We start from the raw sequence: 26,644 nt of genomic DNA, 5'->3' as shown, positions 1-26,644 counted from the left end.
AAGCTACCTGATAATGAACCAAAAGCGTCTACAGCATACAAGCCACGAGGTGATAGCTACTATACACCCGCAAAACAGTTTTCATTTAATTTATAATTGATTATTACATATGCATAAAAAAGGCCTGCTCACGCAGGCCTTTTTCTTTGTTAAAGAGGCTACTACGCCTCCTCCACTAGCACGCAGCGCTGGGCGGCGAGGTCTTCTTCTACGGTCTTGTACTTCACGTCGCGCACTACGCGGCCGTCCATGTACTGCACCGTCACCTTGTCGTTGCGGTTGGCTACTTTCTGGCTGCGGGCCGGCTCCTGGCGGGGCGGCGGAGCCACGGCGATGCCCAGCTCAGCGGCCTGGTCCAGGTCTTCCTGGCCCGCACCGAGGCTCACATCCGAGATAGCTTTCTCGGCCTTGAGCTTGGGCAGAGGCTCAGATATATCGTCTTCGTAGAAGAAATCGGGCTCGGCAAAGCCTGCCTCGGCGGCCACCGGCACGTCGGCTTTGAAGAGGAACGCGCTGGTGCCGTGGTTCACCTTGGCCAGCATGCGCTTGAACAGTTCGAAAGCCTCGAATTTGTAAACCAGCAGCGGGTCTTTCTGCTCGTATACCGCGTTTTGCACCACCTGCTTGAGGTCGTCCATCTGGCGCAGGTGCTGGGTCCAGGCCTCGTCGATGGTCGAGAGCACGGCACCTTTTTCCATCTGGCGCACAATGTCGAGGCCGTTGCTGGCCTGGGCCTTGCGCAGGTTGGCCACCACTTGCGTGTGCTTGTGGCCGTCGGTGAAGGGAATGGCAATGTTCTCGTAGGGCGTGTTCTGGCTCAGCAGGTCGTTTATCATCGGCAGGGCATTCTGGCCAATGTGCTCGTTCTTGCTGTCGTAGTAGCCAGTAGCCTCGTCGTAGAGTTTCTGGGTGAGGCGCTCGGCCGACAACGCGCTGAACTCCTGCGGCGTGATGTGCGTGTCGTAGCCGAAGTCCTTGATAACCGACAGCTTGAAGTCCTCGAAATCGTTGGTGATTTTGTGGCCGGCCGCGATGTCCTCGCTCACGTCGTAAATCAGGTTGAGAATATCCAACTCCAAACGCTCGCCGAAGAGAGCATTGCGGCGGCGGCGGTACACCACCTCGCGCTGGGCGTTCATCACGTCGTCGTACTCCAGCAGGCGCTTGCGGGTGCCGAAGTTATTCTCCTCTACCTTCTTCTGGGCACGCTCAATCGACGAGGTAATCATCGAGTGCTGAATCACTTCACCCTCTTCCATGCCCATGCGGTCCATGAGCTTGGCAATGCGCTCCGAGCCAAACAGTCGCATCAGGTTGTCTTCCAGCGATACGAAGAACTGCGAGGAGCCGGGGTCGCCCTGGCGGCCGGCCCTACCCCGCAGCTGGCGGTCAACGCGGCGGCTTTCGTGGCGCTCGGTGCCGATGATGGCCAGGCCGCCCGCCTCACGCGAGGTTTCGCGCAGCTTGATGTCGGTGCCGCGGCCGGCCATGTTGGTGGCGATGGTTACGGTGCCGGGGTAGCCGGCGGCGGCCACAATCTCGGCCTCCCGCTGGTTCTGCTTGGCGTTCAGCACTTGGTGCTTGATGCCGCGCAGCTTCAGCATCCGGCTCATCAGCTCACTGATTTCTACCGAGGTAGTACCGACCAGCACGGGCCGGCCAGCCTCTACCAAAGCCTGAATTTCTTCGGCCACGGCGTTGTACTTCTCGCGCACCGTGCGGTACACCTTGTCGTGGTCGTCCTTGCGCGAAATCACGCGGTTGGTCGGAATCACCACTACGTCGAGCTTGTAGATTTCCCACAACTCGCCGGCCTCCGTTTCGGCCGTACCGGTCATGCCCGAGAGCTTGTGGTACATGCGGAAGAAGTTCTGCAGCGTCACCGTGGCGTAGGTCTGGGTGGCATCCTCGATGCGCACGCCTTCCTTGGCCTCGATGGCCTGGTGCAGGCCGTCGGAGTAGCGGCGGCCTTCCATCACGCGGCCGGTTTGCTCGTCCACAATCATCACCTTGCCTTCCTGGCTCAGAATGTACTGGTCGTCCTTCTCAAACAGCGTGTAGGCTTTCAGGAGCTGGTTCACGGTGTGCACGCGCTCCGATTTGTCCTGGTAATCGCTCATCAGCTGCTCTTTCTGCTGGAGCTTTTCCTCCGCAGTCAGGGCCTCGGCCTTCTCAATATTGGCGATTTCGACGCCGATATCGGGCATGATGAACAGGTGCGGGTCTTCGCCCTGCGCTGTAATCAGGTCGATGCCTTTTTCGGTCAACTCAATCTGGTTGTTTTTCTCGTCGATGGTGAAGAACAGCGGCTTGTCGGCCTCCGGCATCTGGCGCGAGTTGTCCTGCATGTAGTGATTCTCGGTCTGCTGCAAAATCACGCGCATACCCGATTCGCTCAGGAACTTGATGAGCGGCTTGCTTTTGGGCAGACCGCGGTAGGCGCGGAACAGGGCCAAGCCGCCGTCGCCGTTCTTACCCCCCTCTTCCGAACCAGTCTTGCCTTCGGCAATGGCTTTGCGGGCCTGCACCAGGTAGCTCTGCACCAGCTTTTTCTGCTCGTCTACCAGGCGCTGAATGCGCGGCTTAAGCTGCAAAAACTCGTGCACGTCGCCCTTGGGCACGGGGCCCGAGATGATGAGCGGCGTACGCGCATCGTCAATCAGGACGGAGTCCACTTCGTCCACCATGGCGTAGTGGTGCTTGCGCTGCACCAGCTCCGAGGGGTCGCGGGCCATGTTGTCGCGCAGGTAGTCGAAGCCAAACTCGTTGTTGGTGCCGTAGGTCACGTCAGCCAGGTAGGCGTTGCGGCGGGCGTCGGTATTGGGCTGGTGCTTGTCGATGCAATCCACGGTCAGGCCGTGAAACTCGAACAGCGGCGCATTCCACTCCGAGTCGCGCTTAGCCAGGTAGTCGTTGACCGTCACGAGGTGCACGCCCCTACCCCCCAGCGCGTTGAGGAACGCGGGCAGGGTCGAAACCAGCGTCTTGCCCTCGCCGGTGGCCATCTCGGCAATTTTGCCCTGGTGCAGCACTACGCCGCCAATCAGCTGCACATCGTAGTGCACCATGTCCCAGGTGATTTCGGCACCAGCGGCCAGCCACTTGTTGCTCCAGATGGCCTGGTCGCCCACAATGGTCACATTCTGCTTGGTGCGCGAGATGTCGCGGTCCATGTCGGTGGCCGTCACCGTCAGCTGGCCATTCTGGGCGTAGCGGCGGGCGGTTTCCTTCACAATGGCGAAGGTTTGGGGCAGCACCTCGGTGAGGGCCACTTCCAGGTCCTTGTTGCGCTGCTTTTCGAGGGTGTCAATCTGCTCAAAAATCTGTTCCTTTTTACTGACGTCGAGCTGTGGCTGGTCGTCAATCTGCGCGTGCAGGCCCGCAATCTGCGCGTCCAGGTTAGCGAGCTTGCCGTCTAGCTGCTGGCGCACCTCCTGGGTGCGGTGGCGCAGCTGGTCGTCGGTAATGTCAGCCAGTTTGGCATATTCCGCATTAATGAGGGCCACGTAAGGCACCACGTCCTTGAGGTCCTTTTCTGCTTTAGAGCCAAACAGCTTGGCGACGGTTTTGCCGAGGAAATCTAACATTGGGTAAACAAATTGACTAAAAAGGACAGCGCGATTTGGGCAAATTTAGGGCCTGCCCGCTTAACCGGGCCATGCGCCGTAAACTATAAAACCCTGCACGCTCAAAAAGAGTGCAGGGTTTTAAGAAGCGGTAAAAATGGCAGTCAGGCTACTAGACCCCGTTAGTAGCGGCGGCCTCCGCGTACAATTACGGTGCGGCGGGGCTGCGGATGCACCACTACTACCCGGCGCCGACGGCGCGGCCGCACTACCACCGTCCGGGGGCGGGGCTGTACTACTACTACGCGCTGGGCGGTCGCCTCAGGCGCTTTGGCCAAACCGAGGCAGAACAAAAAGAAAGCGGCAAAAATACTTTTAACTAACATAGCGAAAGGGTTGGATGGTGGGATGTACGACCCTGGTAGTTTAAGCTAGGTTTAATCCCTACTCTCAAACTTTCGCCATCAAACGTATTTCAGGTAGGCTGGTTGCCAGTTATTACTCTTTGGAAGGCGAGCGGCTAACCAGCTTCTCGACCAGCGCTGTGCTGCCCGAAATAGCGGGGCGGACTGGCTTAGCGGCTTCCTCCTTCTCAGTCAGGCGCTTATAGAGCGTCAATGCCTGGGCCACTACCTGGTCCATGTTGTAATACTTGTAGGTAGCCAGGCGACCCACGAAGTGCACATTGGGCGCTTCGTCGGCTATCTTCTTATACTTAGCGTATAGCTCGGCGTTTTCCGGCATCGGAATGGGGTAGTATGGGTCGCCCTCAGCCTGCGGGTACTCGTACACGATAGCCGTTTTGGGGTGCGACTGGCCGGTGAGGGCCTTAAACTCCGTTATGCGGGTGTAGGGGTGCTCGTTGGGGAAGTTCACAACTGGCGCGGCCAGGTGCTTTTCCTCGCTCAGCGTGTCGTGCTTGAACTCCAGTGAACGGTAGGGCAGCTTGCCGAATTTGAAGTCGAAATACTCATCTACCGGACCTGTGAAAATCATTTCCTTGAAGGGAATGAAATCCATAATCTCGTGGTAGTCAGTATTGAGCATGATTTTGATGTTCGGGTGGTCGAGCATCTTCTCAAACATGCGGGTGTAGCCGTGCAGCGGCATCGCCTGGTAGGTGTCGGTGAAATACCGGTCGTCGCGGTTGGTGCGGGTAGGCACGCGGCTCGTCACCGACTTGTCCAGCTGCGAGGGGTCGAGGCCCCACTGCTTGTTGGTGTAGTTCTTGAAAAACTTGTTGTACAGCTCCCTACCCACCTTGCTCACCACCACATCTTCCGACGTCTTCACTACCGGCACCTCTTCAGCTACCGACGCAAAAAATTCCTCTACCTGGAAGCTGGTCAGGTTCAGACCATACAACTTGTTGATAGTGTCGAGGTTAATGGGCATCGGCACCAGCTGGCCATCTACCGAGGCGAGCACGCGGTGCTCATAGGGACGCCAATCGGTGAAGTTGCCGAGGTAGTCAAATACGTCCTTCGAATTGGTGTGGAAGATGTGCGGGCCGTACTTGTGAATCAGGATACCGTCCTCATTATAATGGTCATAGGCATTACCCCCAATGTGGCTACGCTTATCAATGATGAGCACTTTTTTGTTGCTGCGGGTGGCTAGCCGCTCGGCCAGCACGCTGCCAGCGAAGCCGGCCCCGACGATGAGGTAGTCAAACATGAGAGTAAAAAATTAGGAGACGTGGAAATGAGTAACTTGGGGGGGGTAGGGCGGGAAAGGATAGCGTAGGCAGCAGTAATACTCAACGGCGGCTACTTGGCAGCAAGGCGCGCCTGCATCAGGTTCACCATATTTTGCCAGGTGAGGTCCCAGGAAATAGTAGCCAGGTAAGCGTCGGTGCGGGTGCGCCAGTCGGCGTCTTCACCCTGCACAAGGGCACGGGCAATGGCTTGGCCAAAGTCCTGCGGGTCATCAGCAATCTGCACCAGATTGAGGTCGCCGTAAGGGCGCACCACATCGCGGATGCTGGTACTCACTACTGGCCGGCCGGCGGCCAGGTATTCGGGTGTTTTGGTGGGAGAGATAAACTCGGTGCTTTCGTTGCGCGCAAAGAGGAGGGTAGCTACGTCCCAGCCGCGCAAGTAGGCCGGGAGCTCCTGATAATTTTTGCCGCCTAAATAATGGATATTGGCGTTGTGCGGCAGGGTGGCAGGGTCAATCTTTACCACTGGCCCGATTATAACGAACTGCCATTCGGGATGGTTCGTGGCCAGGGCACCTAATAATATGATGTCAAGGCGCTCGTCTACTACCCCAAAAAAACCGATGCGCGGGTGCGCAATACCGGCCTGGTCAGCGGGCTCAGCCAGCTGCGGGTTGCGGGCCTGGCCAAAGTGCTCTTTATCAATGCTGCTCGGGAAAGGGTGCGCGTCGTTGTGCTGCTCGCGCTTGGCCTCGTAAATGCGCTGCCCACCGGTAAATACCAGGTCTGCCTTCTGAAACAACTCCTGCTCACGCTGGCGCAGCTCGGGCGGGGCAAACTTGAATTGCGCCAGCTCGTCCATGCAATCGTACACGGTGAGCGCCGGCGAAAAGAGCCGCGACTTGCCGAGCGCCATTGGGGTGTAGTACCACGCCACAAACTGCGTAACCGAGTTATCTGCAAAAAACCGGCTTAATACGGCAAATTGGGCCTGCTCGGCGGCCGCCTCGTCGGCGTGCAGGTGGTGCGGCAGGTGCACTACCAACACTTTCACGCCATTCTGCCGCTCTTTTACTTCGAGGTGTGGCTCTACGAGGTCGTCGGCGTGGTAAAAGGCGTCCTCTACGTAAAATACGCGGCCCTGCTGGGCAAAGCGCGACAGCAGGTGCTGGGGCCGCTGCCACACAAAGTCCCAGTGCAGGTGTGCAAAGCAAACCAGGTCGGGCAGCGGATACGAAGGTTTTTTAGAGTCGGCTTTGCCCGCAGCCGGAGCGGTGGAGGTGGCACGCGCGGGTGTCACCGCCGGAGTAGAAAGCGGCATGAAATAAAGACAGGAAGAAGCTTTGGGGTAGCAGGCGCCGGGTAAAAAACGTCCGGTATGCAGTCCTTGCCCGCTTCTACGAAAGACCCCGACTAAAAGATATGGTCGGGCTTAAAATGACTATCTGGCCGTGAAGATAATGTCAGTTTTCGAGTATTAGTTGCATTTCTACGGCATTTCTCCACCCAAGAGAGGTATTTTCGCGTAGCCAGTCGTGCCTTATGCCAACGCGCCGAAAACCGGCATTTTTGAATAAGCTGATACTGGCCCGATTATCGGCCGCTACGGTGCAGTATAGCTGGTGCAGGCGCAGGGCCTGCCGGGCGTAGGGTAGCAGTTGGGCCAGCGCTGCTTGGGCGCACCCCTGCCGCCGCGCTTGGCGCAGCACCGTAATCCCTACCCCCGCCCGCTGGTGAAGCGCCGAGTAGTCGAACAAGTCGAGCGTACCCACGGCCGGCCCATCTTTCAGGCTGATAACCAAGCGCATTTGCCCCGCTTCGGCCAGGCTGGCGGCGGCGTGGCGCAGGTACTCGCGCAGCGCATGACGCGAAACCGGGGCCGGCAGCACATCGGACGCCGCCCAGAGGTCGGGGTCGTTTTCGAGCTGAAATAAAAATTCTAAATCGTCGGGTTCGAGCGCGCGCAGCGTGATTTTTGGGTTCCTACTTCCTGGTTCCTGGTTGTCGGGTAAAGATTCGGGGCTGGTTGGCATGATATAGCGTAATACGTTAAACTTCACCAACAAGGAAATAGGGACCAGATGAACTGACAAGTTAAATTGGCATACAGCACCAGGAGTTTTTAGCCCGCAGAAGACGCAGAGGTTTGCGCAGAAGACGCAGAAGCAATATAGCTTCTTGTTTGCTACTTTAAAAAGTCAGTTCAACTAGGAACTAGGAACCCGAAATTTCGCCGCCAAACACGCGCACGGCCGGCCCGCTCAGCCACACGTTTTCGAAGCCGCCGTCGGGGCGCTGGTCGAAGGCTACTTCGAGCAGGCCGCCGGCCGCTTGCAGGCGCACCGGAGAGGTGGCGCCGCGCGCCGAGGCGGCCAGTGCCACAGCCGTCACGCCAGTGCCGCAGCTCAGGGTTTCGTCTTCCACGCCGCGCTCGTATGTGCGCACGGGCCAGGGGTGGGCGGGGTCGGCGGGCACCTCCACGAAGTTGACGTTGACGCCCGCGGGGTCGTAGGCCTGGTCGTAGCGAATGTCGTGGCCGTGGCCGTACACATCGAACTCGGCCAGGGCGGGATGCTCCTCAGCATCGAGGAAATGAATGTGGTGAGGCGAGCCGGTGTGCAGGAAAATATCGTCCTCCCCTACCCCCGCTGCCTGGGCCGGCGCCACGTCAATCATTTTGAGGCGCACGGTGCCGTCGGGCTCCACGCGGGCGTTGTGGGGGCCATCCACGGCCAGAAAATGGGCTTTATCCGCAATGATGCCCAGGTGCTTGGCGAAGGCCACCAGGCAGCGGCCGCCGTTGCCGCACATGCTGCTGGGGTGGCCGTCGGCGTTGAAGTACACCATCTCAAAGTCGTAGCCTTGCTTGTTGCGCAGCAGCATTAGGCCATCGGCCCCGATGCCGAAGCGGCGGTTGCAGAGCTGCGCAATGCGCACGTGGTCGGTTTCGTCGAATTGCTGGGCGCGGTCGTCGAGGATGACGAAGTCGTTGCCGGTGCCCTGGTATTTATGGAAGGTCATGGGGGAGCGCGGGGGTAGCCGCCCCGCAAAACTACCGATACGGACGGTGGCGGTACTGCATGCGCCGCTCCCAGCGCTTGCGGCGGGGCGAAGAAATGCTGCCGCGCAGGTATTTTTCGATGACCAGGGCGGCGCAGGGCGCGGCGGCCGTCGCCCCAAAACCCGCGTTTTCGAGGTACACGGCGATGGCGATTTTGGGGTGGTCGGCCGGCGCAAAGCCCACGAACGTGGCGTGGTCGTCGCCCTCATCGTTTTGCACGGTGCCGGTTTTGCCCGCGATGGCAATGCCCACATCGGCCAGGCTGGAGGCCTCGGCGGTGCCGCCGCGGCGCATCACGGCCAGCATGCCGGGCAGCAGGGCCGCAAAGTTGGCACTATCGACCAGCGTGTAGTGCTTGACCAGGAAGCGCGGCAGTGGCTGGCCGGTAGTGCCGATGCCGCGCACGAAATGCGGCGCGATGTACCAGCCCTTGTTGGCGATAATAGCCATCATATTAGCCATTTGCAAACCCGTGAGGTTGATTTCGCCCTGCCCGATACTGAGCGAGTAGATGGAGCGATACGTCCAGTTGGGCGTGCGCCGCGCCTTGTCGTAGTAAGCGGGGGTAGGGAGAAAGCCGGGGCTTTCGCGGGGCACGTCGGTGCCCAGCAGCGTGTCGAGGCCAAACGACTTGGCCAGGTGGCGCCAGGCGGCCAGGTTGGCGTGGCGGGCCGCCACGGTGTCGGTGGCCAGGCTGTCGGGCACACGGCTGATGACCGCGCGCATCACCTGGTAGAAATAGGGGTTGCAGCTGTACTGCAGGGCCATGGTGAGGTTGCGGGCCTCGGGGTGGTGGTGCACGCAGCTAATGAGCGACTGGTCGCAGGGGAAGCCCGTGGCGGGGGTAGTAGCCCCCAGCTGCAAGGCAATGGCGGCATTCACGAGCTTAAAAACTGAGCCGGGCGGGTTGGCCAGCATGGCGGGGCGGTTGAGCAGGGGCATGTCCTCATCTTCAAGCAGCTCGCGGCGCTTGCCGGCCTCGTCGGGGTCAGTGAGGAAAGCGGGCGCGTAGGTGGGCGCCGATACCGAGCACAGGATTTCGCCGGTGCGCGGGTCGAGAGCTACTAGGTAGCCCTTGCGGCCGCCCAGTAGGCTTTCGGCATACGCTTGCAGCTTGCTGTCGAGGCTGAGGTGCAAGTCTTGCCCCTCCTGAAATACCGTGTCGGCGGCCCAGGTGCCGTGGCGCTGGCCCCGCGCATCGAGCAGCGGGTGCAGGTAGCCGCGGTGGCCATTGAGAATACCGTTGTAGTAGCTCTCCACGCCGCCGCTGCGCAGGTTGTAGAAGCGGCCGCGCCGGTAGCGCTTGGCCTGGCTCAGAAAGCCTTGCGCATTGGCCGAGGCATAGCCCAGCACCGTAGCGGCCGTGCGGCCCGTGTAGGTGCGCATGGTGCGCTGCGACAGGGTGAGCTGCGGCCAATCCTCCTGGTGGCGGCGCACGCGCGCGGCCTCAGCGGGGGTGAGCACCAGCTCCACGGGGCCGCGGGGCCGGGCGCCGGCGTAGGGCTGGGCGGTGGCGATGCGGCGCTCCAGGGTGCTGTCGGCCCAGCCCAGCAGGCGATTGAGCTGCACCGAGCTGACCGAGTCGAGGCCGGGGCGCAGGGGTAGGGTGAGCAGGTCAACCGGCCGGGTGGCTACCAGAATGGAGTCGTGGCGGTCGAGCACTTCGCCACGGCGCGTGGGGCCGGCGGTTAGCTCGCGGTGCCGGATATAGGTTTCGGCCGGGGATGACGCGGAGGAAGACGCCGGCGAGTCAGGAGATGAGCAAGAAACTACCCCTACCCCCCATAGGACAAGCAATAGCTTTAGGCAGATGGTTTTTCTTGGGGGAAAGCGGCGCATCACGTAAAGCTAGGGCTTTGTGGCCCAGTACCGAAGCCCCACCCGGCCAACTGCCAACCCGGCCCTCCAAACCGTAGCAATTACGCGCCGAAGCCCGGCCGCGCCCGGCTGGCGTAACTTGCCTTCTCTTATTACACACTGTCTTTTACGCCGCTTCTACCCTTCCCATGCCCTTTGCTAAACCCTTGGCCGCCGCGCTGCTGCTGGCCGCCAGCCTGCCCGCCGCCGCCCAGAGCCGCCAGGAAACCCTGCTGACTACTAACTGGAAATTCACCAAAGGTGAGCAGCCCAACGGCGCCAAGCCTGACCTCAACGACGCCAAGTGGCAGACCGTCCGCATCCCGCACGACTGGGCCATTACGGGGCCGTTTGATGGCCAAAATGATGCTCAGGTCGTGAAAATCGAGCAAAATGGCGAGAACAAGGCTACGCTGAAGTCTGGCCGCACGGGCGGGCTGCCCTTCGTGGGCGTGGGCTGGTACCGGCGCGCGCTGGCCATACCCAAGCTGGGCAAGGGTAGCCAGGCGGTGCTGCTGTTCGATGGCGCCATGAGCAACGCGCGGGTGTACATCAACGGCAAGGAAGCCATGTTCTGGCCCTATGGCTACAACTCGTTTTCGGTCGATATCACGCCCTACCTGCGCACCAGTGGCCCCAACACGCTGGCCGTGCGCCTCGAAAATCAGCCCGAAGCCTCGCGGTGGTACCCCGGCGCGGGCCTGTACCGCAACGTGCACCTCATCATGACCCAGGGCGCCCACGTGCCGGTGTGGGGCACCTACGTTACTACCCCCACCATCACGGCCGAAGCCGCCACCGTGAAGCTGCGCACGAAGGTGGAAGCCCCGGCCGGCACCACCGGCCTGAAGCTGCAAACCGAGCTGCACGACGCCGCCGGCCGCGTGGTGGCCACGGCCACTACCCCCGTTTCGGGGGCCGAAGTCGAGCAGACGTTCGAGGTGAAAGCGCCCAAATTATGGTCGCCCGAAACGCCGGTGCTCTACCGCGCCGAGTCGAAGCTGCTGGCCGGTGCGGCGGTGCAGGACACGTATAAAACGCCGTTTGGTATTCGCAGCTTCAAGTTTGAGAAGGACAAAGGCTTCTCGCTCAATGGGCAGCCGCGCAAGTTTAAGGGCGTGTGCAACCACCATGACCTCGGGCCGCTGGGCACGGCCGTGAATACGGCCGCGCTGCGCCACCAGCTTACACTGTTAAAGGACATGGGCTGCGATGCCATCCGGACTTCGCACAACATGCCCGCGCCTGAGCTGATGACGCTCTGCGACGAGCTGGGCTTTATGGTGATGGTGGAGTCGTTTGACGAGTGGAAGGCGCCCAAGGTGAAGAACGGCTACAGCCAGTACTTCGACCAGTGGGTGGAGAAGGACCTCACCAACATGGTGCACCGCGACCGCAACCACCCGTCGGCCATTATGTGGAGCATCGGCAACGAGGTGCCCGACCAGAGCACGCCCGAGGGCCCCGTCCTAGTGAAGAAGCTGCAGGACATTGTGCACCGCGAGGACCCTACCCGCCCCGTAACGGCCGGCATGGACCGCTTCGAAGACGACTTTAAATACGGCTTTGCGGCGGCGCTCGACATTCCGGGCTTCAACTACAAGCCCGCCCGCTACCCCGAGGCCATTGCCAAGCTGCCGCAGGGTTTCTTGCTGGGCACCGAAACGGCCTCCACCGTGAGCTCGCGCGGGGTGTATAAGTTTCCGGTGGTGCTGGCTAAGGACAAGCAGTACCCCGACAACCAATCGTCTTCCTACGACCTGGAGGCCTGCCGCTGGTCGCAGATTCCGGACATTGAGTTCACGGCCCAGGACGACTACCCCTACGTGGCTGGTGAGTTTGTGTGGACGGGCTTCGACTACCTCGGCGAGCCCACGCCTTACGATGAGAAGTGGCCCTCGCACAGCTCCTACTTTGGTATTCTGGACCTGGCCAGCCAGCCCAAGGACCGCTACTACCTCTACCGCGCCAAGTGGAACCCCACCCAGGCCACCGTGCACCTGCTGCCGCACTGGACCTGGCCCGGCCGTGAGGGCCAGGTCACGCCCGTGTTCTGCTACACCAACGGCACCTCGGCCGAGCTCTTTGTGAACGGCAAAAGCCAGGGCCGCCAGACCAAAACCACCACCGCCGACCCCCAAACCCGCTACCGCCTGGAGTGGCGCGATGTGGTGTATCAGCCCGGCACTATCAAGGTAGTGGCCTATGATGCCCAGGGCAAGGAAATTGGCACCGAGGAAGTACGCACGGCCGGCGCGCCCCACCACATCAAGCTGACTACCGACCACACCAAGCTGGCCGCCGACGGTGAAGACCTGGCCTACATCACCGCACGCGTGGAAGACGCCCGGGGCAACCTCTGCCCCGAAGCCACCCAGCAGCTACACTTTACGGTAGGCGGCGCGGGCCGCTTCCGCGCCATCGGCAACGGCGACGCTACCTGCCTGGAGCCATTCCAGCTGCCGCAGATGCACGCGTTTCGGGGGCAGCTCGTGGCCATTGTGCAGGCTGGCGAGGCACCCGGCGCGGTGCAGGTGAAGGCCACGGCCGCCGGCCTGAAAGACGGCACCTTGCAGCTGACTTCGGCGAAGTAAGCAGCGCCCTACCCCCTCCAAAACCCCTGGCCTCCCGGTTTATGCCGAGGGGCCGGGGGTTTTTGCTTTGAAGCCACTGGCGGCTGCAGCAATGCCGCTTTATTGCGCCGAAAGTGTACTGACAGGAGCCAGACGCAGCAAATAAGCTCCACGTAAGCAAGCTCCACTGTAGCAACCGTGGGTTTTTAGCGGCGTATGAGCGCTTATCTGCCTCGGGCAAAATGCCTGGCTTGCGCACGCAAGCGGGGGTAGGGCGACACTGCCAGACGGGCCGTTTTATGCTCCCGGCAACTCTTCAAAAAAGTAAACCTCATTATGGATACCGAACATAACCTCAGCCGCCGCCAGATTCTGGGCGGCCTGGGGGCCAGCCTGGCGGCCGCCGCCGTATCGCCGGTGCTGGCCGCTACGGGCGACGCAACGCCCACGCCGACGGCCGCGCCGCTCGTGGACCCCACCACCAAATATCCCCGGCCGCCCTTTCAGAGGCAGTCGCAGCCCTTTCCGGGGCTGGCCAGCCAGATGACGCCCCGCCCCGACCACGGCGAAACCAGCTATAAGGGCTCGGGCCGCCTGGCCGGGCGCAAGGCCCTCATCACGGGTGGCGACTCGGGCATGGGCCGCGCCGCTGCCATCGCCTACGCCCGCGAGGGCGCCGATGTGGCCATCAACTACCTGCCAGCCGAGGAGGCCGACGCCAAAGAAGTCATTGCGCTTATTAAAGCTGCCGGCCGCAAGGGCGTGGCCATTCCGGGCGATTTGCGCGAAGAGGCTTTTTGCCAGAAGCTGGTAGCCGAAACCGTACGCCAGCTCGGCGGGCTCGATATCGTGGTCAGCAACGCCGGCCGGCAGCAGCAGCACCAGTCGATTCTGGACCTGTCGACTGAGGACTTCGACGCCACGATGAAGACTAACATCTACGCGCCGTTCTGGATTATCAAGGCTGCGCTGCCGCACATGCCGCCCGGCTCGGCCATTATCGGCACTACGTCGGAGCAGGCCTACGACCCCTCGCCGAACCTGTACGACTACGCCCAGACCAAGGCCGCGACCATGAACTACGTGAAGTCGCTGGCCAAGCAGCTCGCGCCCAAGGGCATTCGGGTAAACGGCGTGGCGCCCGGCCCCATCTGGACACCCTTGCAAGTGGCCGGCGGCTCGACCCAGGAAAACCTCAAGGAGTTTGGTGGCAAAACGCCCATGGGCCGGCCGGGTCAGCCCGCCGAACTGGCCTCCATCTACGTGCAGCTGGCCGCCAGCGACGCCAGCTATGCCACCGGGCAGGTGTACGGCTCGGCCGGTGGTGGTGGCCAGCCGTAGGCCTGGCACTAGCCCACGCAAAAAAGGCGGGCTGGTCGGTAATTACCGACCAGCCCGCCTTTTTATAGCGCTACGTAGCAGCAGCTTAGTTTACGTCGCGGGTAGCTTCGAACAGGAACCAGGCACGGCGCTCGGCTTCGTCGATGTACACTTCCAGCAGGCTGGCAGTGGCTACGTCGTTGATATCGTCGGCGATTTCGTGGGTGGCACGCATGTTTTTAGCCAGCGTGCGGTTTTCGTTCATCAGGTCTACGAGCATGTCTTTGGGGTCCTCATAGATGTCGTCGTTATCCTTCACGCGCTGCTTGCGGCCGATTTCACCTACCGAATGCACGGTGGGGTAGCCTAATTTGCGTACGCGCTCGGCGGTGGGGTCGATAACGGCAAAAATCTGGTCAGCCTGCTCGTCCAGCAGCAGGTGGTAGTCGCGGAAGTGGCGACCGCTCATATGCCAGTGGTAATTCTTGGTTTTGATGTAAAGCGCAAAGAAGTCCGAAACCAGGATGTTCAGGCTGTCGCTTAGTTTGGCGCGGCCGGTTTCATCAAGGTCTGACGGCGTGTGCAACAGAGCTGGTTTGGCGAGGGTAGTAGCCATAAAATGAAGTTTAAATTAAGTTCTGAAGAGTCAATTTTTTAACAGCCAGCCGCTTGCTTTACCAGCGGCCGGGTTCTGGTGTGTTTACGCAATCGGGCTGGGGTAGTTTAGAAAATATTCGGGCATTCCGCATTTTTCAGCTGGCTGCCCGACCTTTGCCGGTCCGGCCCGTGGCCAGGCACCCGTTAAACCCGCTTTTTGCTCGTGTACGATTTTCTCACTACCTCTCCCTGGCCCGACTACGAGTTGCTCGACAGCGGCAATTTTCAGAAGCTGGAGCGCTTTGGCAAGTACGTGCTGGCGCGCCCCGAGCCGCAGGCCATCTGGGACCCGGCCCTACCCCCCACCGAGTGGCACCAAGCCGACGCCACCTTTGCCCGCGCCCCCGGCAGCACCGAAAAGGGCCAGTGGAGCCTCCAGAAAGGTATGCCCGAGCAGTGGGTTATTGCCTACGAACGCCCCGGCGGCCTGAAGCTGAAGTTTCGGCTGGGGCTGTCGTCGTTCAAGCACGTGGGGCTGTTTCCGGAGCAGGACCCCAACTGGCAATTCATTTACAACCAGACCAAAGCGCGCCGCGCTACCCTGCCGCGCGTGCTCAACCTGTTTGCCTACACCGGCGCGGCCACGCTGGCCGCCCGCGCCGGCGGCGCCGACGTCACGCACCTCGACTCGGTGAAGCAGGTCAATTTCTGGGCCCGTGACAACATGGAGGCTAGCCAGCTCGACGGCGTGCGCTGGCTGGTGGAAGACGCCATGAAATACGTGCGCCGCGAGGTGAAGCGCGGCAGCAAGTACCAGGGCCTCATCCTGGACCCGCCCGCCTACGGCCGCGGCCCCAACGGCGAGAAGTGGCAGCTCGAAGACGAGCTCAATGAGCTGCTCAAGCTCAGCCAGCAGCTGCTCGACCCCGAGGACCATTTTTTCGTGGTGAACCTGTACTCGCTGGGCTTCTCGGCGCTCATTCTGGACAACCTCACCCAGGCCATTTTCCCCGGCAAAAAAGCCGTGCGCGAGCTGGGCGAAATCTACCTGCACGACGCGGGCCAGCGCAAGCTGCCGCTGGGCACGTTCTGCCGGTTTGCCACGTAGGCAGGGCTAGCCGGGGGTAGGCGGCCGGTTGAGCCACTGGTGAAAGCCCAAGGTGCCCAGCGCATAAGCCAGCACATCGAGCGGGTCGGCCACGGCTTGGTCCGACCACAGCGGCAGCAGCACCTCAAACCAGCTGGCCACCAGCAGCCACGCCCCGGCCAGCCACGCCACCGGTAGCGCCCCGGTGCGGTCGATGAGCAGCCGGTGCGCCGCCAGCGCCAGGCTCAGCATGAGCGGCAGGCTGAGTAGGTCGCCCAGGTACGACGTCACGGCCGGGGGTAGGGGCCAGTGTAGCCAGTGCTTGTTTACGTATAACCCACTGTAAAGCAGCGCAGCAGCCCCAAACAGTGGGTGGCGCAGCCCCGTAGCCCAACCCACAGCTAAGCGGCCACGGCCGTCGCTATCCACACAAAGAGCCCGAGCAGCGCCATAAAAAGCAATTGCCCGCCGCGAACTATCCACTTCAGAAAGCGCAGCACGGCTCCGTCTTCGGGGTTTATCTGAATAAGGCGCACCGCAAACTGCCCTTTTTTGTGGGTAGCATCCGTGGCTTGCTGAGCGCGGTGGTGGGCCTGCGGGTCGAGCAGCTGGCCGCAGTGAGTGCAGCGGTCGGTGGGCTGCAACTGCCATTCCGACCACTGCTGACAAAAGGGACATTTCTTGGTAGAAACGAGCGGAGTATCGGCCATAGTTGAGTTTACGGCGCCAGCGGCGGCGGCGTTGTGAGCTAGGCCCGGCCGTATCTTGCGGCGCTGCACCGGCCCGGCCAAGCCTTCCTACCCGCAGTTTTATTTCTTATGCACGCTCCCGTACTGCACCGCCGGCTAGCCCTTATCGACATGGGTACCAACACCTTCCACCTGCTCATTGTGGAAGACCGGCCCGGCCAGCCGCCCCACCCGCTGGTGCGCACCAAGGTGGGCGTGCGCCTGGGCGAGGGCGGCATCAGCCAGGGCGAAATAATGCCCGCGCCCTACGCCCGCGCCCTCCAAACGCTGCGCGGCTTCAAGGAAGAGATTGAGCTGCACCAGGCCACGGAGGTGCGCGCCACGGCCACCAGCGCCATGCGCGTGTCGCGCAACGGCCCCGATTTGGTGCGCGACATTCTGGCCACTACCGGCATTCAGGTCGAGGTAATCGGCGGCGAGCGCGAGGCCGAGCTCATTGCCAAAGGCATTCGGCAGGCCGTGCCGCTGGGCCAGGCTCGGCACTTGCTGATGGACATCGGCGGCGGCTCGGTCGAGTTTATCATTGCCAACGAGGACACGATTTTCTGGAAGCACAGCTTCGAAATCGGCGGCCAGCGGCTGCTGGACCAGTTTTTCCCGGACCCTAGCGGCGTTTTCCCACGCGCGCAGGTGCAGGCCGAGCTGGAGTTTCTGGCCGATAAGCTGGCGCCGCTCACGGCGGCCGTGGCCGAATTTGGGCCGCTGGCTGGCCTGGTAGGCAGCTCGGGCAGCTTCGACACGCTGGCCGACCTGAGCGTGGGCCAGGTGCGCCGCGAGGCCGACCTGCCCCCCAGCACCCAGTTGGCCGTGGCCGATTTTGAGCGCTACTTCGCGCAGCTCCTCACCCTCGACCACGACGGGCGCGTGGCCCTGCCGGGCATGTTCCCGATGCGCGCCGACATGCTGGTGGTAGCCAGCATCATCATTAAATACGTGCTGACCACCTACGGGCTCACGCAGATTACTACCTCGGCACTTGCCCTCAAAGAAGGCCTGCTGGCCGAGCTAATGGGCCAGTAGCGCGGACGCTGCGAGTCCGCGCGTGAGCAAAGCGAGCAGGCGAGACCGGACGGCCCTGGCGCAAGCTGTTCGCGATGCTCACGCGCGGACCCGCAGCGTCCGCGCTACTCTTGGCGCGACGCCACCCCGGCCCTACCCCCCGCCACGCGGTGGATGAAGGCCAGCTTGTCGGCCACGGCCGGGCTGATGATGAAGGGGTAGGAATCGGGCTGGCCCATGCTACGGTTGAGGCTGTTCATGGTGAAGGTGAGGGGTAGCCACATGCTCATAATCTGCTTGAAATCAGCCAGCTGATAGGGGTCTTGCATAGCGGCGTGCCAATTGGCCGGCACGCTGGTATCGAGCGGGTCGAGGCGCAGGCCGAAGGCATTGGCGGTTTGCAGCGTGTCGAGAATGTGCAGGTAGTGGGCCCAGGTTTCGGCCCAGTCTTCCCAGGGGTGGCTGCTGGCGTAGGCGCTGATGAAATGCTGCGGCCAGTCGGGCGGCGCGCCCTGGGCGTAGTGCCGCTTGAGGGCTTCGCCGTAGTCGGCGCGCTCATCCCCAAATAGTTGCCGAAACTCGGCCAGCGGCGGCGCCTCGTCAATGAGGCGGTCCCAGTAGTAATGGCCTACCTCGTGCCGGAAGTGGCCCAGCACCGTGCGGTACACCTCGTTCATCGACTGCCGGGCCTGCTCGCGGGCAATGTCGTCGGCCTCGGCTATATTTATGGTAATGAGGCCATTGTCGTGGCCCGTGAGCACGCGCTGGCTGTCGTTGGTGCCCTCATCAGCTTTGAAGTCAAATTGCAGGCCCTCTTTCGGGTACACACTTTTGCTCACTACGGGCAGGTGCAGGCACAGCAGGCTATATACCAGCCGGTGCTTGGCCGCTTCCAGGCTGCGCCAGCGGCCCAGGTAGCCGGGGTGGCTTAGGTCCGGGATGGTGCGATTGAGGGCGCAGGCCGGGCAGAAAGGGGTAGGGCTGTCGGTGGGCACCAGCCAGTTGCACACGCCCTGCTCATGGTTGGCGCAGTAGGCGTAAGCTGGCGACTCGGGCTCGTTGTAGAGGCGAAAAGTGCGGCCGTCGGGCTCAGGCACCAGGGGTAGCAGCTGCCGCCGCGTGGCTTCAAAACCCAGCGGAAACTGGCATTTCTCGCAGCGGCTGTTCTCAAAGTACAGCACTTGGCCGCAGTGCGTGCAGGTAAAAAGCTTCACGGAAGTAGGGGCTGATTTGCTTGGCTGAACGGCTGGGCAGGCCGGTGGGTTTGGTAAAGGACTGAACTTTGAAAGAAACAGCTTTTTCAACATAGCACCCATGAAGCTGAAGGGTGTTTTATAAAAAATGTAGGTAGTTTAGTTTTTTTAGTTGTTTATTTAGCCCAAATCTTACCTGAACACTCTTTTTACAAAGCCTACCCCCTTCTTCACATAAGCACGCCTTTTCTATGCCAAATTCGCTGCTTACTTCCTATCAGAACCAACCCCAGGTGTGGGACGAGATGTTTCGGGCCGAGGGCGTGCGGGCCGAGTACCAGCATTTCGTGACGGCCATCGAAAACCTGGCCGGCGCCGAAATGACCCGCAAGGACGAGCTGGCCAAAAAGCTCTTTATGAGCCAGGGCATTACGTTTACTGTATATAGCAGCGGCGAAGGCATTGAGAAGATTTTTCCGTTTGATATTATCCCGCGCATCATCTCCAATGCGGAATGGCTGCGCGTGGAGGCGGGCATCAAGCAGCGGCTAAAGGCGCTCAATATCTTCCTCAAAGACATTTACCACCAGCAGTTTATCCTCAAGGATGGGGTAGTGCCGGCGGCGCTGGTGTACTCGTGTCCGCAGTTTTTGCGCGAGATGATGAACGTGGACGTGCCCCACGACGTGTACACGCACATTGCGGGCGTGGACCTGATTCGGGACCACGACGGCGAGTTTTATGTGCTCGAAGACAACCTGCGCACGCCCTCCGGCGTGTCGTATATGCTGGAAAACCGGAGCATTACCTACCGCATCTTCCCCGACCTGCTGCCCAAGAGCAACGTGCTGCCGGTGAAGGACTACCCCGATTTGCTGTATCGCAACCTGCTGGCCCTGGCCGACCGCCAAACCGCCGACCCCACGGTGGTGCTACTGTCGCCGGGCATCTACAACTCGGCTTACTTCGAGCACAGCACGCTGGCCCGGCTCATGGGCATTGAGCTGGTAGAGGGCCGCGACCTGGTGGTGCACAACCACTTCGTGTTTATGAAAACCACGCGCGGGCTGCAAAAGGTGGACGTCATTTACCGGCGCGTCGATGACGAGTTTCTGGACCCGCTGGCCTTTCGTCCCGATAGCGCGCTGGGCGTGCCGGGCCTGTACTGGGCCTACCGCAAGGGCAACGTGGCCATCGCCAACGCCATGGGCAACGGCGTGGCCGACGACAAAGCCGTGTACTGCTACGTGCCCGACATGATTCGCTACTACCTCAACGAGGAGCCGATTCTGAAGAACGTGCCCACCTACCAGCTCGGCAATGCCGAGCACCGCGAGCTGGTGTTCAGCCAGATGGAGAAGATGGTCATCAAGCGTACCAACGAGAGCGGTGGCTACGGCATGCTCATCGGCAGCGCCGCCACCGAGCAGGAAATGGCCGACTTCCGCACCGCCATCACGGCTGACCCGCGCAGCTTCATCGCGCAGCCTATCATCAGCCTCTCTTCTACCCCCTGCTACATCGACGGCAAGCTCCAGCCCCGGCGCATCGACCTGCGGCCCTTCGCGCTGTGCGGCCCCGACGGCATCGACATCGTGCCGGGCGGCCTCACGCGGGTGGCCCTGCGCGAAGGCTCCTTGATTGTGAATTCGTCGCAAGGGGGGGGTAGTAAGGATACGTGGGTGTTGGGCGCTTAGTCAATTATCAGTTATCATTCATCAATTATCAAACCTGCATGCTGGGTGCAAGGACTAACGTTTTATATACTAAAGCCTACGCTTTTGCAGTGCGCGTGGTGAAAGCGTATCAACATATTTCACAAGAGCAGCATGAGTATGTGCTTTCCAAGCAATTACTACGCTGCGGCACAAGTATTGGGGCCAATGTTACGGAAGCAAATGGTGCTATTTCTGAGGCTGATTTCTCTGCAAAAATTTCGATTGCCTATAAGGAGTGTTTAGAGACAAAGTATTGGCTAAATCTCCTTCACGACACCACCTATATTTCTACAGCTGCCTTCAATAGCTTATTCGCCGATGCTGATGAGCTAGGAAAGCTTCTTTACGCTATTTTACGCACTACGCGCAACCTAAAATCAGCTGCTGCATTCTCAAAGGCTTCCGAAGATATTTCTTCCGAAGAGAAGGATGATAAGTGATGATTGATAACTGATAATTGAAAAATGTTAAGCCGCGTTGCTGATACTATCTACTGGCTGGCCCGCTACATGGAGCGCACCCAGACCATGCTGCAGGTTATTCGTATTCAATATATTGCCTCGCAGGATGAGCCCAATTACTGGGGCTGGCAACCACTGCTCTACACCTACGGCGACCTCAGTGAGAAGGAGGTGGTGAAGCGCGCGCCGCACACGCCGCAGGTGCTCTACCACCTGCTGTTCGACCGCGACAATGCGGCCTCGGTGTACCGCAACATTGTGCAGGGCCGCGAGAATGCCCGCGCCGTGCAGGACCACATCACCAAGGAAGTGTGGCAGAGCCTGAACGATTACTACCACCTCATCCGCCACGATGCGCTGGCCCACCAGACGTTGGGCGAAGACCCCGTATCGGGTATGGACAACCTATTGCAGCAGAGCGTATTGTACGTAGGAACAGTGGAAAACACCATGCCGCGCGACGAAGGCTACATCTTCCTGCGGCTGGGCAAGTTTCTGGAGCGCGCCCTGCAAACGGTGGATTTGCTGCGCCTCAACCAGCACCTGTTTGAGGCCGAGGCGGGCACCAGCAACCACGAGCTGCGCTACCTGCTGTATAGCCTGCTGGGCTACGAGCTGTACGTAAAGACCTACCAGGGTGATTTTGAGGCCGGTAACGTGCTGGAGCTGGTACTTTACAGTCTCTATTTTCCGCACTCGCTGCTCTATAGCCTGGGCCAGCTGCAAACCTACTGCGAGCGCCTCCAAGACAAAAGCCGGCCCGAGAGCTACGAGCAGCTGCGCTTCCTCATCGGCAAAGCCCGCACTACGGTGGCCTACAGCACCTTGCGCGCCAAGCAAACCAGCGGCCTAGAAGAGTTTCTGACCCAGGTGCGCAGTGAGCTGCTGGCCATCACAGGAGCCCTCAGCACCTCTTATTTCAGTTAACAAGGAGCAATGAACAGGGAGCAATTGGCACGCTAGCTACTTGCTTCCTACCCGTTCATTGCTCACTGTTCATTGCTCACTGTTCATTGCAAAAATGTCTTCCTATAAAATTCAGCACCGCACCCGCTACGTGTACGCCGCGCCGGTTATCGACTGCGCCAACCAGCTGATGATATATCCGCTGCCCGATGAGCGGCTGACCGTGCGCAGCCACGCCGTCACCATTACGCAGCACCCGGAAGTGGCTTTGTTTACCGATTACTTTGGCAATCAGGTGGGCGTGTTTTCGATTCTTCCGCCGCACACTGAGCTGGTTATCGACTCGCTGGCGGAGGTGGAAACCCACGCCATCCAGTTTCCGATGGACGAGGAAACCGCCGAGGCGCAATGGCAAAACCTGGCCGGGCTGCGCGACGACGTGGCCTTCATGGACTTTTTGCGCGCGCCGCACTGTGAGATTGAAGCCGAGCTGCGCGAGGCGCTGGGCGGCATCGTCACGCACGGGGCCAAGCCTTTGAAACAGGCGCTCGAACTGTCGGAGTACGTGCACGATACCATGCAGTACCAGCAGGGCGTAACGAGCGTAGAAACGCCGGTGAAGGACATCTGGCGGCTGCGGGCCGGCGTGTGCCAAGACTTTGCGCACCTGCTGCTGCACCTGCTGCGCCTCAACGGCCTGCCCGCCCGCTACGTGAGCGGCTACGTGTGCCCCCGCGAGGAGGGCGTGCGCGGGGCGGGCGCCACCCACGCCTGGGTCGAGGTCTACATCCCGTTCTATGGATGGCTGGGCCTCGACCCCACCAACAACTGCATCGTGAACGACGGGCACGTGCGCATGGCCATCGGCCGCAATTTTGCCGACTGCACGCCCGTGAAAGGCACCTACAAAGGTACCGGCGCACACACCCTGGAGGTATCGGTGCACATCGAAAACGGCAAACCGATTCCGGGCAATGAGCCGTCTGACCAGCCCACCTACGTGCAGCAGGCCCCTACCCCTACCAAGCCTGTCAACTCCTACCGCAAGTACCTCGACTGGGAGCAGCAACAACAGCAGCAGCAGCAGCAGTAGCTGCGGTAACTGCAAAGAATCGTCTGTCATGCTGAGCTTGTCGAAGCATCTTGGCCGCTTCATCCAACGAGGCGGCCAAGATGCTTCGACAAGCTCAGCATGACAGACGATTCTTAATTCTACTAACCGCTTACGGCTCTATCTTAAAGAATATTGGCACTGTAAAGCTCACGGTTACTGCCTTGCCGCTCTGCATACCTGGCTCGAAGCGCGGCAGCTTCCGAATGGCAGCCACTACAGCTTTATCATACGGTACACTGAGGCCTTTCACGATTTTAGCGTCGCCCACGCTGCCATGGTCATTCACCGTGAAGCTGGCGAATATTCGGCCTTCCTGGAACGGCCCAGCGGGACGCACAAAGTTGTCCTGAATCTGCTTCACGATGGCGCCCATGCCATTAGTGCCGGGCAGATGCGGCATTTGCTCAACGTACGTGTAGATGTGGTTAGCGGCATCTTCATCACCCTCGGCGTGCGGCAGGGTAGTAAGAATTGGCGGCGGCGGTGGCGGCGGGGCCATTTCATCGGTCGCGTTTGTAGACGCTTGCTTGGCATTCGGGGCAGGCTGGTCGCTAGCCGACTGGCAGGCGGTTAGAAATAGTCCGCCCAGCACGGGCAGCACGAGCCACTGCTTCCAGCGGCGCACGGGTTTTTGATTTTGCAACATAGCAAGGCGAGTAAGGGTGAAGGAAAAAGTAAATGGCTGAAGCAAAGCAGTATAGCTAACTCCCACTACCCCACGCAAAGCCAGCCGCGCCAGCAAGGCGGGGTAGGGCGTGGCAACTTCGGCCGGGGCGGAGGGGGTAGGCACGTGGGCCGCGGCCTCATCGGCCAGCAATTCGTGGGTGAGGCGCAGGGCCGGCAGCAATAGGTGAGCAAAGGGATTGGGCCAGAGCACCGCCCGCCAGATTTCGAGCCAGAGCACGTCGGCGCTGTGGCCCTGGCGCACGTGGGCCAACTCATGGGCGAGTACCGAGGTAGCCTCGGTGGGCGTGAGGTCGGCCGTGTCATCCCAAAAAATGGTGCGGCCGAAGGAGCTGGTAGGCAGCTGCCCGCCGGTGTAGGCCAGCGTGTAGACGGGCCGGGCCTCGCGGGGCAGGCGGCGGGTAGCACGGTGCAGGCGCCAGCCCTGCCAAGCCAGCCGGCCCAACAGCAGCCCTACCCCCCCGGCGTAGGCCCAGGCCAGCCAGCTCCAGTCGGGAGCAGCGACGGCGACCGGCGCCGAGGCCGTCAGCGTTGGCAAGAGTATGGGGGGTAGGGCCGCGCTGGGCGTGCCGCTGCTCACCAGCCAGGTGGGCAGGGCTGGCAGCGGCAGCAGCGGTAGCACGGCGGCCACCAGCGGAGCAAGCAGCAGCAGTGCCCGGTTGTAGCTAAAGCAGCGCTCGCGGCGCAGCGCCAGCCGGTACACCAGCCACAGCGCGCCCAGCGGCGGCAGCGTGCCGCCCAGCCAGGTCAGGAGAGAGGATGCGTTCATCTACGTTTGTTTTTTAGGTTGGCTTATGGGATGTGCTGCTCGCAGCCTCGGCGCTACTTATCAGCTATTTTACGTTTATCGGTCAGGTACTTAGTGGCCGTGCGCTTGCCCACATCATACACCTGCACGCTGTCGAGAGAGCCGGCTGGCGAGTAGAACCGCCACTCGCCCAGCCAGTAGAAGTGCGCGCCCCTGGGCTCATCCACGGTGCGCGCTTGGCCGCGGCGGGCCACCCGACCGCTGGGGTAGTAGTAGGCAATGTTGCTGAAGCCCCGGCGGCGGTAGCGCTCCTGGCGCTGCAGCTCGCCGGCCTGCGCGTAGTAACGCCAACGGCCCACTGGGCGGCCGTGCCGGTAGCGGCCCTGGGTGAATAGCTGCGTGCGGGCGTCGTCGTAATAAGTGCGGGTGCGGCCCTGCCGCTGACCCTGGCGGTCGAGGTGCTCGGCGGGCCGGGCACTCGTGCAGGCCGTTGCCAGGGCGCTGAAGCAAAAGAGGAGCAGTAGCGGGCGCATGGTAGCAAGCAACTGATTTACTTATTCCTTAGCTCATCTGGCGAATCACCTTCCGGGGTAGGCTCATCGGCTTGCGCTTGGCGCAGCAGGGCATCAAGCTGGGTGGCGTCGAGGTTTTCATCCTGGGCGAAGAAGGAAACCAGCTGACTAAATGAGCCACCGAAGTAGCCGCGCAGCAGCTTGCGCAGCGAAAAGCGCCGGTAGTCGTCCTGCGCTACCAGGGCGTGGTAGCGGTAGCCGCGCCCCACCGGCTCGTAGCCCACGAAGCCTTTTTGCTCCAGAATGCGCACGATGGTGGACACCGTAGTAAGCGCCGGCAACGGTGCGGGCAGCGCCTCGCGCAGGTCCTTAACCAGGCTAGGGCCGCGCTGCCATAGCAGCTGCATTAGCTGCTCCTCGGCGCGGGTGAGTTCGGGAAAGGGCGGTTGCATAACGGGCTTGATAAGTTGATGAAACGAAGTACGCACTTTTTCAACGTAAAATTTAGTTTATGACTAAATTTTACGTTGAAAATATATAAACCCCTGTCAACCAGCATAATTATTTAGCTTAAACTTACCATCTGGAGAATAGTAGCGCGAAGTTTCCACTTCGTGCGTGAGCGCAGCGAGCAGGCGGGGCCGCGCCAGCTGATAAGCAATCGGCATTGCCTAGCCAACGCAAGCGGCTCGCTTTGCGCGCACACGAAGCGGAAGCTTCGCGCTACTCGTAGGTTTGTGGTGCGAAACGCCGCTTGCTACCCCCCTTCCGCACCATGACTATCCCCTACCAACAGCTGTTCACCTTTGCCGAGCAGGTTTTTCTGGCCATCGGCTGCCCACCCGACGATGCCCGCCTGGCCACCGAAACCCTGCTTTCGGCCGACTTGCGGGGGGTAGACTCGCACGGGGTGGCGCGGCTGAGCGGCTACGTGCGCCTCTGGGAGGCCGGCCGCATCAATGCCCGCCCGCGGGTGGGCGTCACCTACGAAACGCCCAGCACGGCCGTGGTGGATGGCGACGGCGGCCTGGGCCTGGTGGTGGGCCCCAAGGCCATGCGCGTGGCCATGCAGAAGGCCGCGCAGGTGGGCACCGGCTGGGTATCGGTCAAGAATTCCAACCACTTCGGCATTGCGGGCTACCACGCCATGCTGCCGCTGGCCCAGGAGATGATTGGCATCGCTATGACCAACGCCTCGCCACTGGTGGCGCCTACCTACTCGCTCGATAGACTATTGGGCACCAACCCGATAGCTGTAGCCGTGCCGGCCGGCGAACAGCCCGATTTCGTGCTCGACATGGCTACCACTACCGCCGCCAACGGCAAGCTCGAAATCGCGCAGCGCAAAAACCTACCCATCCCCGAAGGCTGGGCCCAGGATGCCGCCGGCCAGCCCAGCACCGATGCCAACGCCGTGAAAAACGGCGGGGCCCTGCAGCCATTGGGCGGGGCCACCGGCTCGCACAAGGGCTACGGCCTAGGGGCGGTGGTCGATATCTTTTCGGCCGTGCTCAGCGGGGCAAACTACGGGCCGTGGGTGCCGCCGTTCGTGGCGTTTTTGCAGCCGCCGACCGACCCGGTGGGCCAGGGCATCGGGCACTTTTTTGGGGCAATGCGGGTCGATGCCTTCCGGCCGGCCGACGAGTTTAAGGCGCACATGGACAACTGGATAACCACCTTCCGCCAGGCCAAGGCCGTGGAGGGCAAGAAGGTGCTCATCCCCGGCGACCCCGAGCGCGAGATGGCCGCCCAGCGGCTGCTGGCAGGCATTCCGCTGCTCGACGCCGTGGTGCAGGATTTGGAGGGGGTAGGGAAGAAGTTTGGCGTGACGCTGTAGCC

The 26,644-nt window shown here is 61.2% G+C and carries 23 protein-coding genes; 9 read left to right on the top strand and 14 right to left on the bottom strand.

The window, feature by feature from the left end:
* Positions 1 to 161: 161 nt before the first annotated feature.
* From secA to E4631_RS03225, 7 genes are all read right to left on the bottom strand, one after another.
* A complete protein-coding gene (gene secA / locus E4631_RS03255; RefSeq protein ID WP_133657429.1) occupies positions 162 to 3,587 on the bottom strand; it encodes a preprotein translocase subunit SecA in 3,426 nt (1,141 codons plus the stop codon).
* A gap of 161 nt (positions 3,588 to 3,748) precedes the next feature.
* Complete coding sequence (locus E4631_RS03250; RefSeq protein ID WP_135318581.1) at positions 3,749 to 3,952, bottom strand: hypothetical protein; 204 nt, start codon at positions 3,950 to 3,952, stop codon at positions 3,749 to 3,751.
* A 112-nt stretch (positions 3,953 to 4,064) separates the two neighbouring features.
* Positions 4,065 to 5,243, bottom strand: coding sequence for a UDP-galactopyranose mutase (gene glf / locus E4631_RS03245; protein ID WP_133657430.1), 1,179 nt, complete (start codon positions 5,241 to 5,243; stop codon positions 4,065 to 4,067).
* A 92-nt stretch (positions 5,244 to 5,335) separates the two neighbouring features.
* Positions 5,336 to 6,547: a glycosyltransferase family 1 protein gene (locus E4631_RS03240; protein ID WP_133657431.1), complete on the bottom strand. Its 1,212-nt coding sequence runs from the start codon at positions 6,545 to 6,547 to the stop codon at positions 5,336 to 5,338.
* Between the two features lie 142 nt (positions 6,548 to 6,689).
* On the bottom strand, positions 6,690 to 7,259 hold the full coding sequence (locus tag E4631_RS03235; RefSeq protein WP_133657432.1) for a GNAT family N-acetyltransferase: 570 nt from the start codon (positions 7,257 to 7,259) through the stop codon (positions 6,690 to 6,692).
* Positions 7,260 to 7,440: 181 nt separating this feature from the next.
* On the bottom strand, positions 7,441 to 8,247 hold the full coding sequence (dapF, locus tag E4631_RS03230) for a diaminopimelate epimerase (RefSeq protein WP_133657433.1): 807 nt from the start codon (positions 8,245 to 8,247) through the stop codon (positions 7,441 to 7,443).
* 31 nt (positions 8,248 to 8,278) lie between these two features.
* Positions 8,279 to 10,084: a penicillin-binding protein 2 gene (locus E4631_RS03225; protein WP_166648075.1), complete on the bottom strand. Its 1,806-nt coding sequence runs from the start codon at positions 10,082 to 10,084 to the stop codon at positions 8,279 to 8,281.
* Between the two features lie 209 nt (positions 10,085 to 10,293).
* Here E4631_RS03225 and galB point away from each other — a divergent pair, with 209 nt between their 5' ends.
* The gene (gene galB, locus E4631_RS03220) at positions 10,294 to 12,738 is read left to right on the top strand and encodes a beta-galactosidase GalB (RefSeq protein WP_133657435.1); all 2,445 of its coding nucleotides are present in this window, start codon (positions 10,294 to 10,296) and stop codon (positions 12,736 to 12,738) included.
* Positions 12,739 to 13,053: 315 nt separating this feature from the next.
* A complete protein-coding gene (locus tag E4631_RS03215) occupies positions 13,054 to 14,058 on the top strand; it encodes an SDR family oxidoreductase (protein WP_133657436.1) in 1,005 nt (334 codons plus the stop codon).
* Between the two features lie 85 nt (positions 14,059 to 14,143).
* Here E4631_RS03215 and E4631_RS03210 read toward each other — a convergent pair whose 3' ends face one another.
* Entirely contained in the window at positions 14,144 to 14,653 is a 510-nt protein-coding gene (locus tag E4631_RS03210; protein ID WP_133657437.1) for a Dps family protein, read from the bottom strand.
* Between the two features lie 204 nt (positions 14,654 to 14,857).
* On the opposite strand from E4631_RS03210, the gene E4631_RS03205 reads away from it, so the two are divergent.
* Positions 14,858 to 15,742 carry a class I SAM-dependent methyltransferase gene (locus E4631_RS03205; RefSeq protein ID WP_133657438.1) on the top strand — a complete coding sequence of 295 codons (885 nt, stop codon included), beginning with the start codon at positions 14,858 to 14,860 and terminating at the stop codon, positions 15,740 to 15,742.
* Between the two features lie 6 nt (positions 15,743 to 15,748).
* Here the strand turns inward: E4631_RS03205 and E4631_RS03200 are convergent, their stop codons facing one another.
* Together E4631_RS03200 and E4631_RS03195 are read right to left on the bottom strand one after the other, a co-directional pair.
* On the bottom strand, positions 15,749 to 16,120 hold the full coding sequence (locus tag E4631_RS03200) for a hypothetical protein (protein ID WP_133657439.1): 372 nt from the start codon (positions 16,118 to 16,120) through the stop codon (positions 15,749 to 15,751).
* A 2-nt stretch (positions 16,121 to 16,122) separates the two neighbouring features.
* Positions 16,123 to 16,431: a hypothetical protein gene (locus E4631_RS03195; protein WP_133657440.1), complete on the bottom strand. Its 309-nt coding sequence runs from the start codon at positions 16,429 to 16,431 to the stop codon at positions 16,123 to 16,125.
* Positions 16,432 to 16,539: 108 nt separating this feature from the next.
* Here E4631_RS03195 and E4631_RS03190 point away from each other — a divergent pair, with 108 nt between their 5' ends.
* Positions 16,540 to 17,490 carry a phosphatase gene (locus tag E4631_RS03190; RefSeq protein WP_240734643.1) on the top strand — a complete coding sequence of 317 codons (951 nt, stop codon included), beginning with the start codon at positions 16,540 to 16,542 and terminating at the stop codon, positions 17,488 to 17,490.
* 104 nt (positions 17,491 to 17,594) lie between these two features.
* Here E4631_RS03190 and E4631_RS03185 read toward each other — a convergent pair whose 3' ends face one another.
* Entirely contained in the window at positions 17,595 to 18,683 is a 1,089-nt protein-coding gene (locus tag E4631_RS03185; protein ID WP_133657441.1) for a putative zinc-binding metallopeptidase, read from the bottom strand.
* A 230-nt stretch (positions 18,684 to 18,913) separates the two neighbouring features.
* Here E4631_RS03185 and E4631_RS03180 point away from each other — a divergent pair, with 230 nt between their 5' ends.
* The 4 genes from E4631_RS03180 to E4631_RS03165 all read left to right on the top strand — a co-directional run bounded on the left by E4631_RS03180 (position 18,914) and on the right by E4631_RS03165 (position 22,840).
* A complete protein-coding gene (locus E4631_RS03180; protein WP_133657442.1) occupies positions 18,914 to 20,359 on the top strand; it encodes a circularly permuted type 2 ATP-grasp protein in 1,446 nt (481 codons plus the stop codon).
* Between the two features lie 38 nt (positions 20,360 to 20,397).
* A complete protein-coding gene (locus E4631_RS03175; RefSeq protein WP_133657443.1) occupies positions 20,398 to 20,820 on the top strand; it encodes a four helix bundle protein in 423 nt (140 codons plus the stop codon).
* Positions 20,821 to 20,844: 24 nt separating this feature from the next.
* Positions 20,845 to 21,768, top strand: coding sequence for an alpha-E domain-containing protein (locus tag E4631_RS03170; protein ID WP_133657444.1), 924 nt, complete (start codon positions 20,845 to 20,847; stop codon positions 21,766 to 21,768).
* 94 nt (positions 21,769 to 21,862) lie between these two features.
* Complete coding sequence (locus tag E4631_RS03165; protein WP_133657445.1) at positions 21,863 to 22,840, top strand: transglutaminase family protein; 978 nt, start codon at positions 21,863 to 21,865, stop codon at positions 22,838 to 22,840.
* Positions 22,841 to 22,970: 130 nt separating this feature from the next.
* On the opposite strand, the gene E4631_RS03160 is transcribed toward E4631_RS03165, so the two are convergent.
* The 3 genes from E4631_RS03160 to E4631_RS03150 are packed head-to-tail and all read right to left on the bottom strand — an operon-like array spanning position 22,971 to position 25,257.
* Positions 22,971 to 24,314: a M56 family metallopeptidase gene (locus tag E4631_RS03160; RefSeq protein WP_133657446.1), complete on the bottom strand. Its 1,344-nt coding sequence runs from the start codon at positions 24,312 to 24,314 to the stop codon at positions 22,971 to 22,973.
* A gap of 53 nt (positions 24,315 to 24,367) precedes the next feature.
* Positions 24,368 to 24,826, bottom strand: coding sequence for a toxin-antitoxin system YwqK family antitoxin (locus E4631_RS03155; protein WP_133657447.1), 459 nt, complete (start codon positions 24,824 to 24,826; stop codon positions 24,368 to 24,370).
* Positions 24,827 to 24,843: 17 nt separating this feature from the next.
* The gene (locus E4631_RS03150; protein WP_133657448.1) at positions 24,844 to 25,257 is read right to left on the bottom strand and encodes a BlaI/MecI/CopY family transcriptional regulator; all 414 of its coding nucleotides are present in this window, start codon (positions 25,255 to 25,257) and stop codon (positions 24,844 to 24,846) included.
* Positions 25,258 to 25,580: 323 nt separating this feature from the next.
* Between E4631_RS03150 and E4631_RS03145 the strand changes: the two genes are divergently transcribed.
* Positions 25,581 to 26,642 (top strand): Ldh family oxidoreductase, encoded by a 1,062-nt coding sequence (locus E4631_RS03145; RefSeq protein WP_133657449.1) that lies wholly within the window; start codon positions 25,581 to 25,583, stop codon positions 26,640 to 26,642.
* Positions 26,643 to 26,644: the final 2 nt, after the last annotated feature.

This window comes from Hymenobacter sp. UV11 (assembly GCF_004684095.1).
Lineage (GTDB): Bacteria > Bacteroidota > Bacteroidia > Cytophagales > Hymenobacteraceae > Hymenobacter.
This window is presented reverse-complemented; position numbering and strand designations above follow the sequence as displayed.

Coding starts and splice junctions, on each gene's coding strand:
- secA (WP_133657429.1), bottom strand. CDS start 3,587: ATGTTAGATTTCCTCGGCAAAACCGTCGCCAAGCTGTTTGGCTCTAAA.
- E4631_RS03250 (WP_135318581.1), bottom strand. CDS start 3,952: ATGTTAGTTAAAAGTATTTTTGCCGCTTTCTTTTTGTTCTGCCTCGGT.
- glf (WP_133657430.1), bottom strand. CDS start 5,243: ATGTTTGACTACCTCATCGTCGGGGCCGGCTTCGCTGGCAGCGTGCTG.
- E4631_RS03240 (WP_133657431.1), bottom strand. CDS start 6,547: ATGCCGCTTTCTACTCCGGCGGTGACACCCGCGCGTGCCACCTCCACC.
- E4631_RS03235 (WP_133657432.1), bottom strand. CDS start 7,259: ATGCCAACCAGCCCCGAATCTTTACCCGACAACCAGGAACCAGGAAGT.
- dapF (WP_133657433.1), bottom strand. CDS start 8,247: ATGACCTTCCATAAATACCAGGGCACCGGCAACGACTTCGTCATCCTC.
- galB (WP_133657435.1), top strand. CDS start 10,294: ATGCCCTTTGCTAAACCCTTGGCCGCCGCGCTGCTGCTGGCCGCCAGC.
- E4631_RS03215 (WP_133657436.1), top strand. CDS start 13,054: ATGGATACCGAACATAACCTCAGCCGCCGCCAGATTCTGGGCGGCCTG.
- E4631_RS03210 (WP_133657437.1), bottom strand. CDS start 14,653: ATGGCTACTACCCTCGCCAAACCAGCTCTGTTGCACACGCCGTCAGAC.
- E4631_RS03195 (WP_133657440.1), bottom strand. CDS start 16,431: ATGGCCGATACTCCGCTCGTTTCTACCAAGAAATGTCCCTTTTGTCAG.
- E4631_RS03190 (WP_240734643.1), top strand. CDS start 16,540: ATGCACGCTCCCGTACTGCACCGCCGGCTAGCCCTTATCGACATGGGT.
- E4631_RS03180 (WP_133657442.1), top strand. CDS start 18,914: ATGCCAAATTCGCTGCTTACTTCCTATCAGAACCAACCCCAGGTGTGG.
- E4631_RS03175 (WP_133657443.1), top strand. CDS start 20,398: ATGCTGGGTGCAAGGACTAACGTTTTATATACTAAAGCCTACGCTTTT.
- E4631_RS03170 (WP_133657444.1), top strand. CDS start 20,845: ATGTTAAGCCGCGTTGCTGATACTATCTACTGGCTGGCCCGCTACATG.
- E4631_RS03165 (WP_133657445.1), top strand. CDS start 21,863: ATGTCTTCCTATAAAATTCAGCACCGCACCCGCTACGTGTACGCCGCG.
- E4631_RS03160 (WP_133657446.1), bottom strand. CDS start 24,314: ATGAACGCATCCTCTCTCCTGACCTGGCTGGGCGGCACGCTGCCGCCG.
- E4631_RS03155 (WP_133657447.1), bottom strand. CDS start 24,826: ATGCGCCCGCTACTGCTCCTCTTTTGCTTCAGCGCCCTGGCAACGGCC.
- E4631_RS03150 (WP_133657448.1), bottom strand. CDS start 25,257: ATGCAACCGCCCTTTCCCGAACTCACCCGCGCCGAGGAGCAGCTAATG.
- E4631_RS03145 (WP_133657449.1), top strand. CDS start 25,581: ATGACTATCCCCTACCAACAGCTGTTCACCTTTGCCGAGCAGGTTTTT.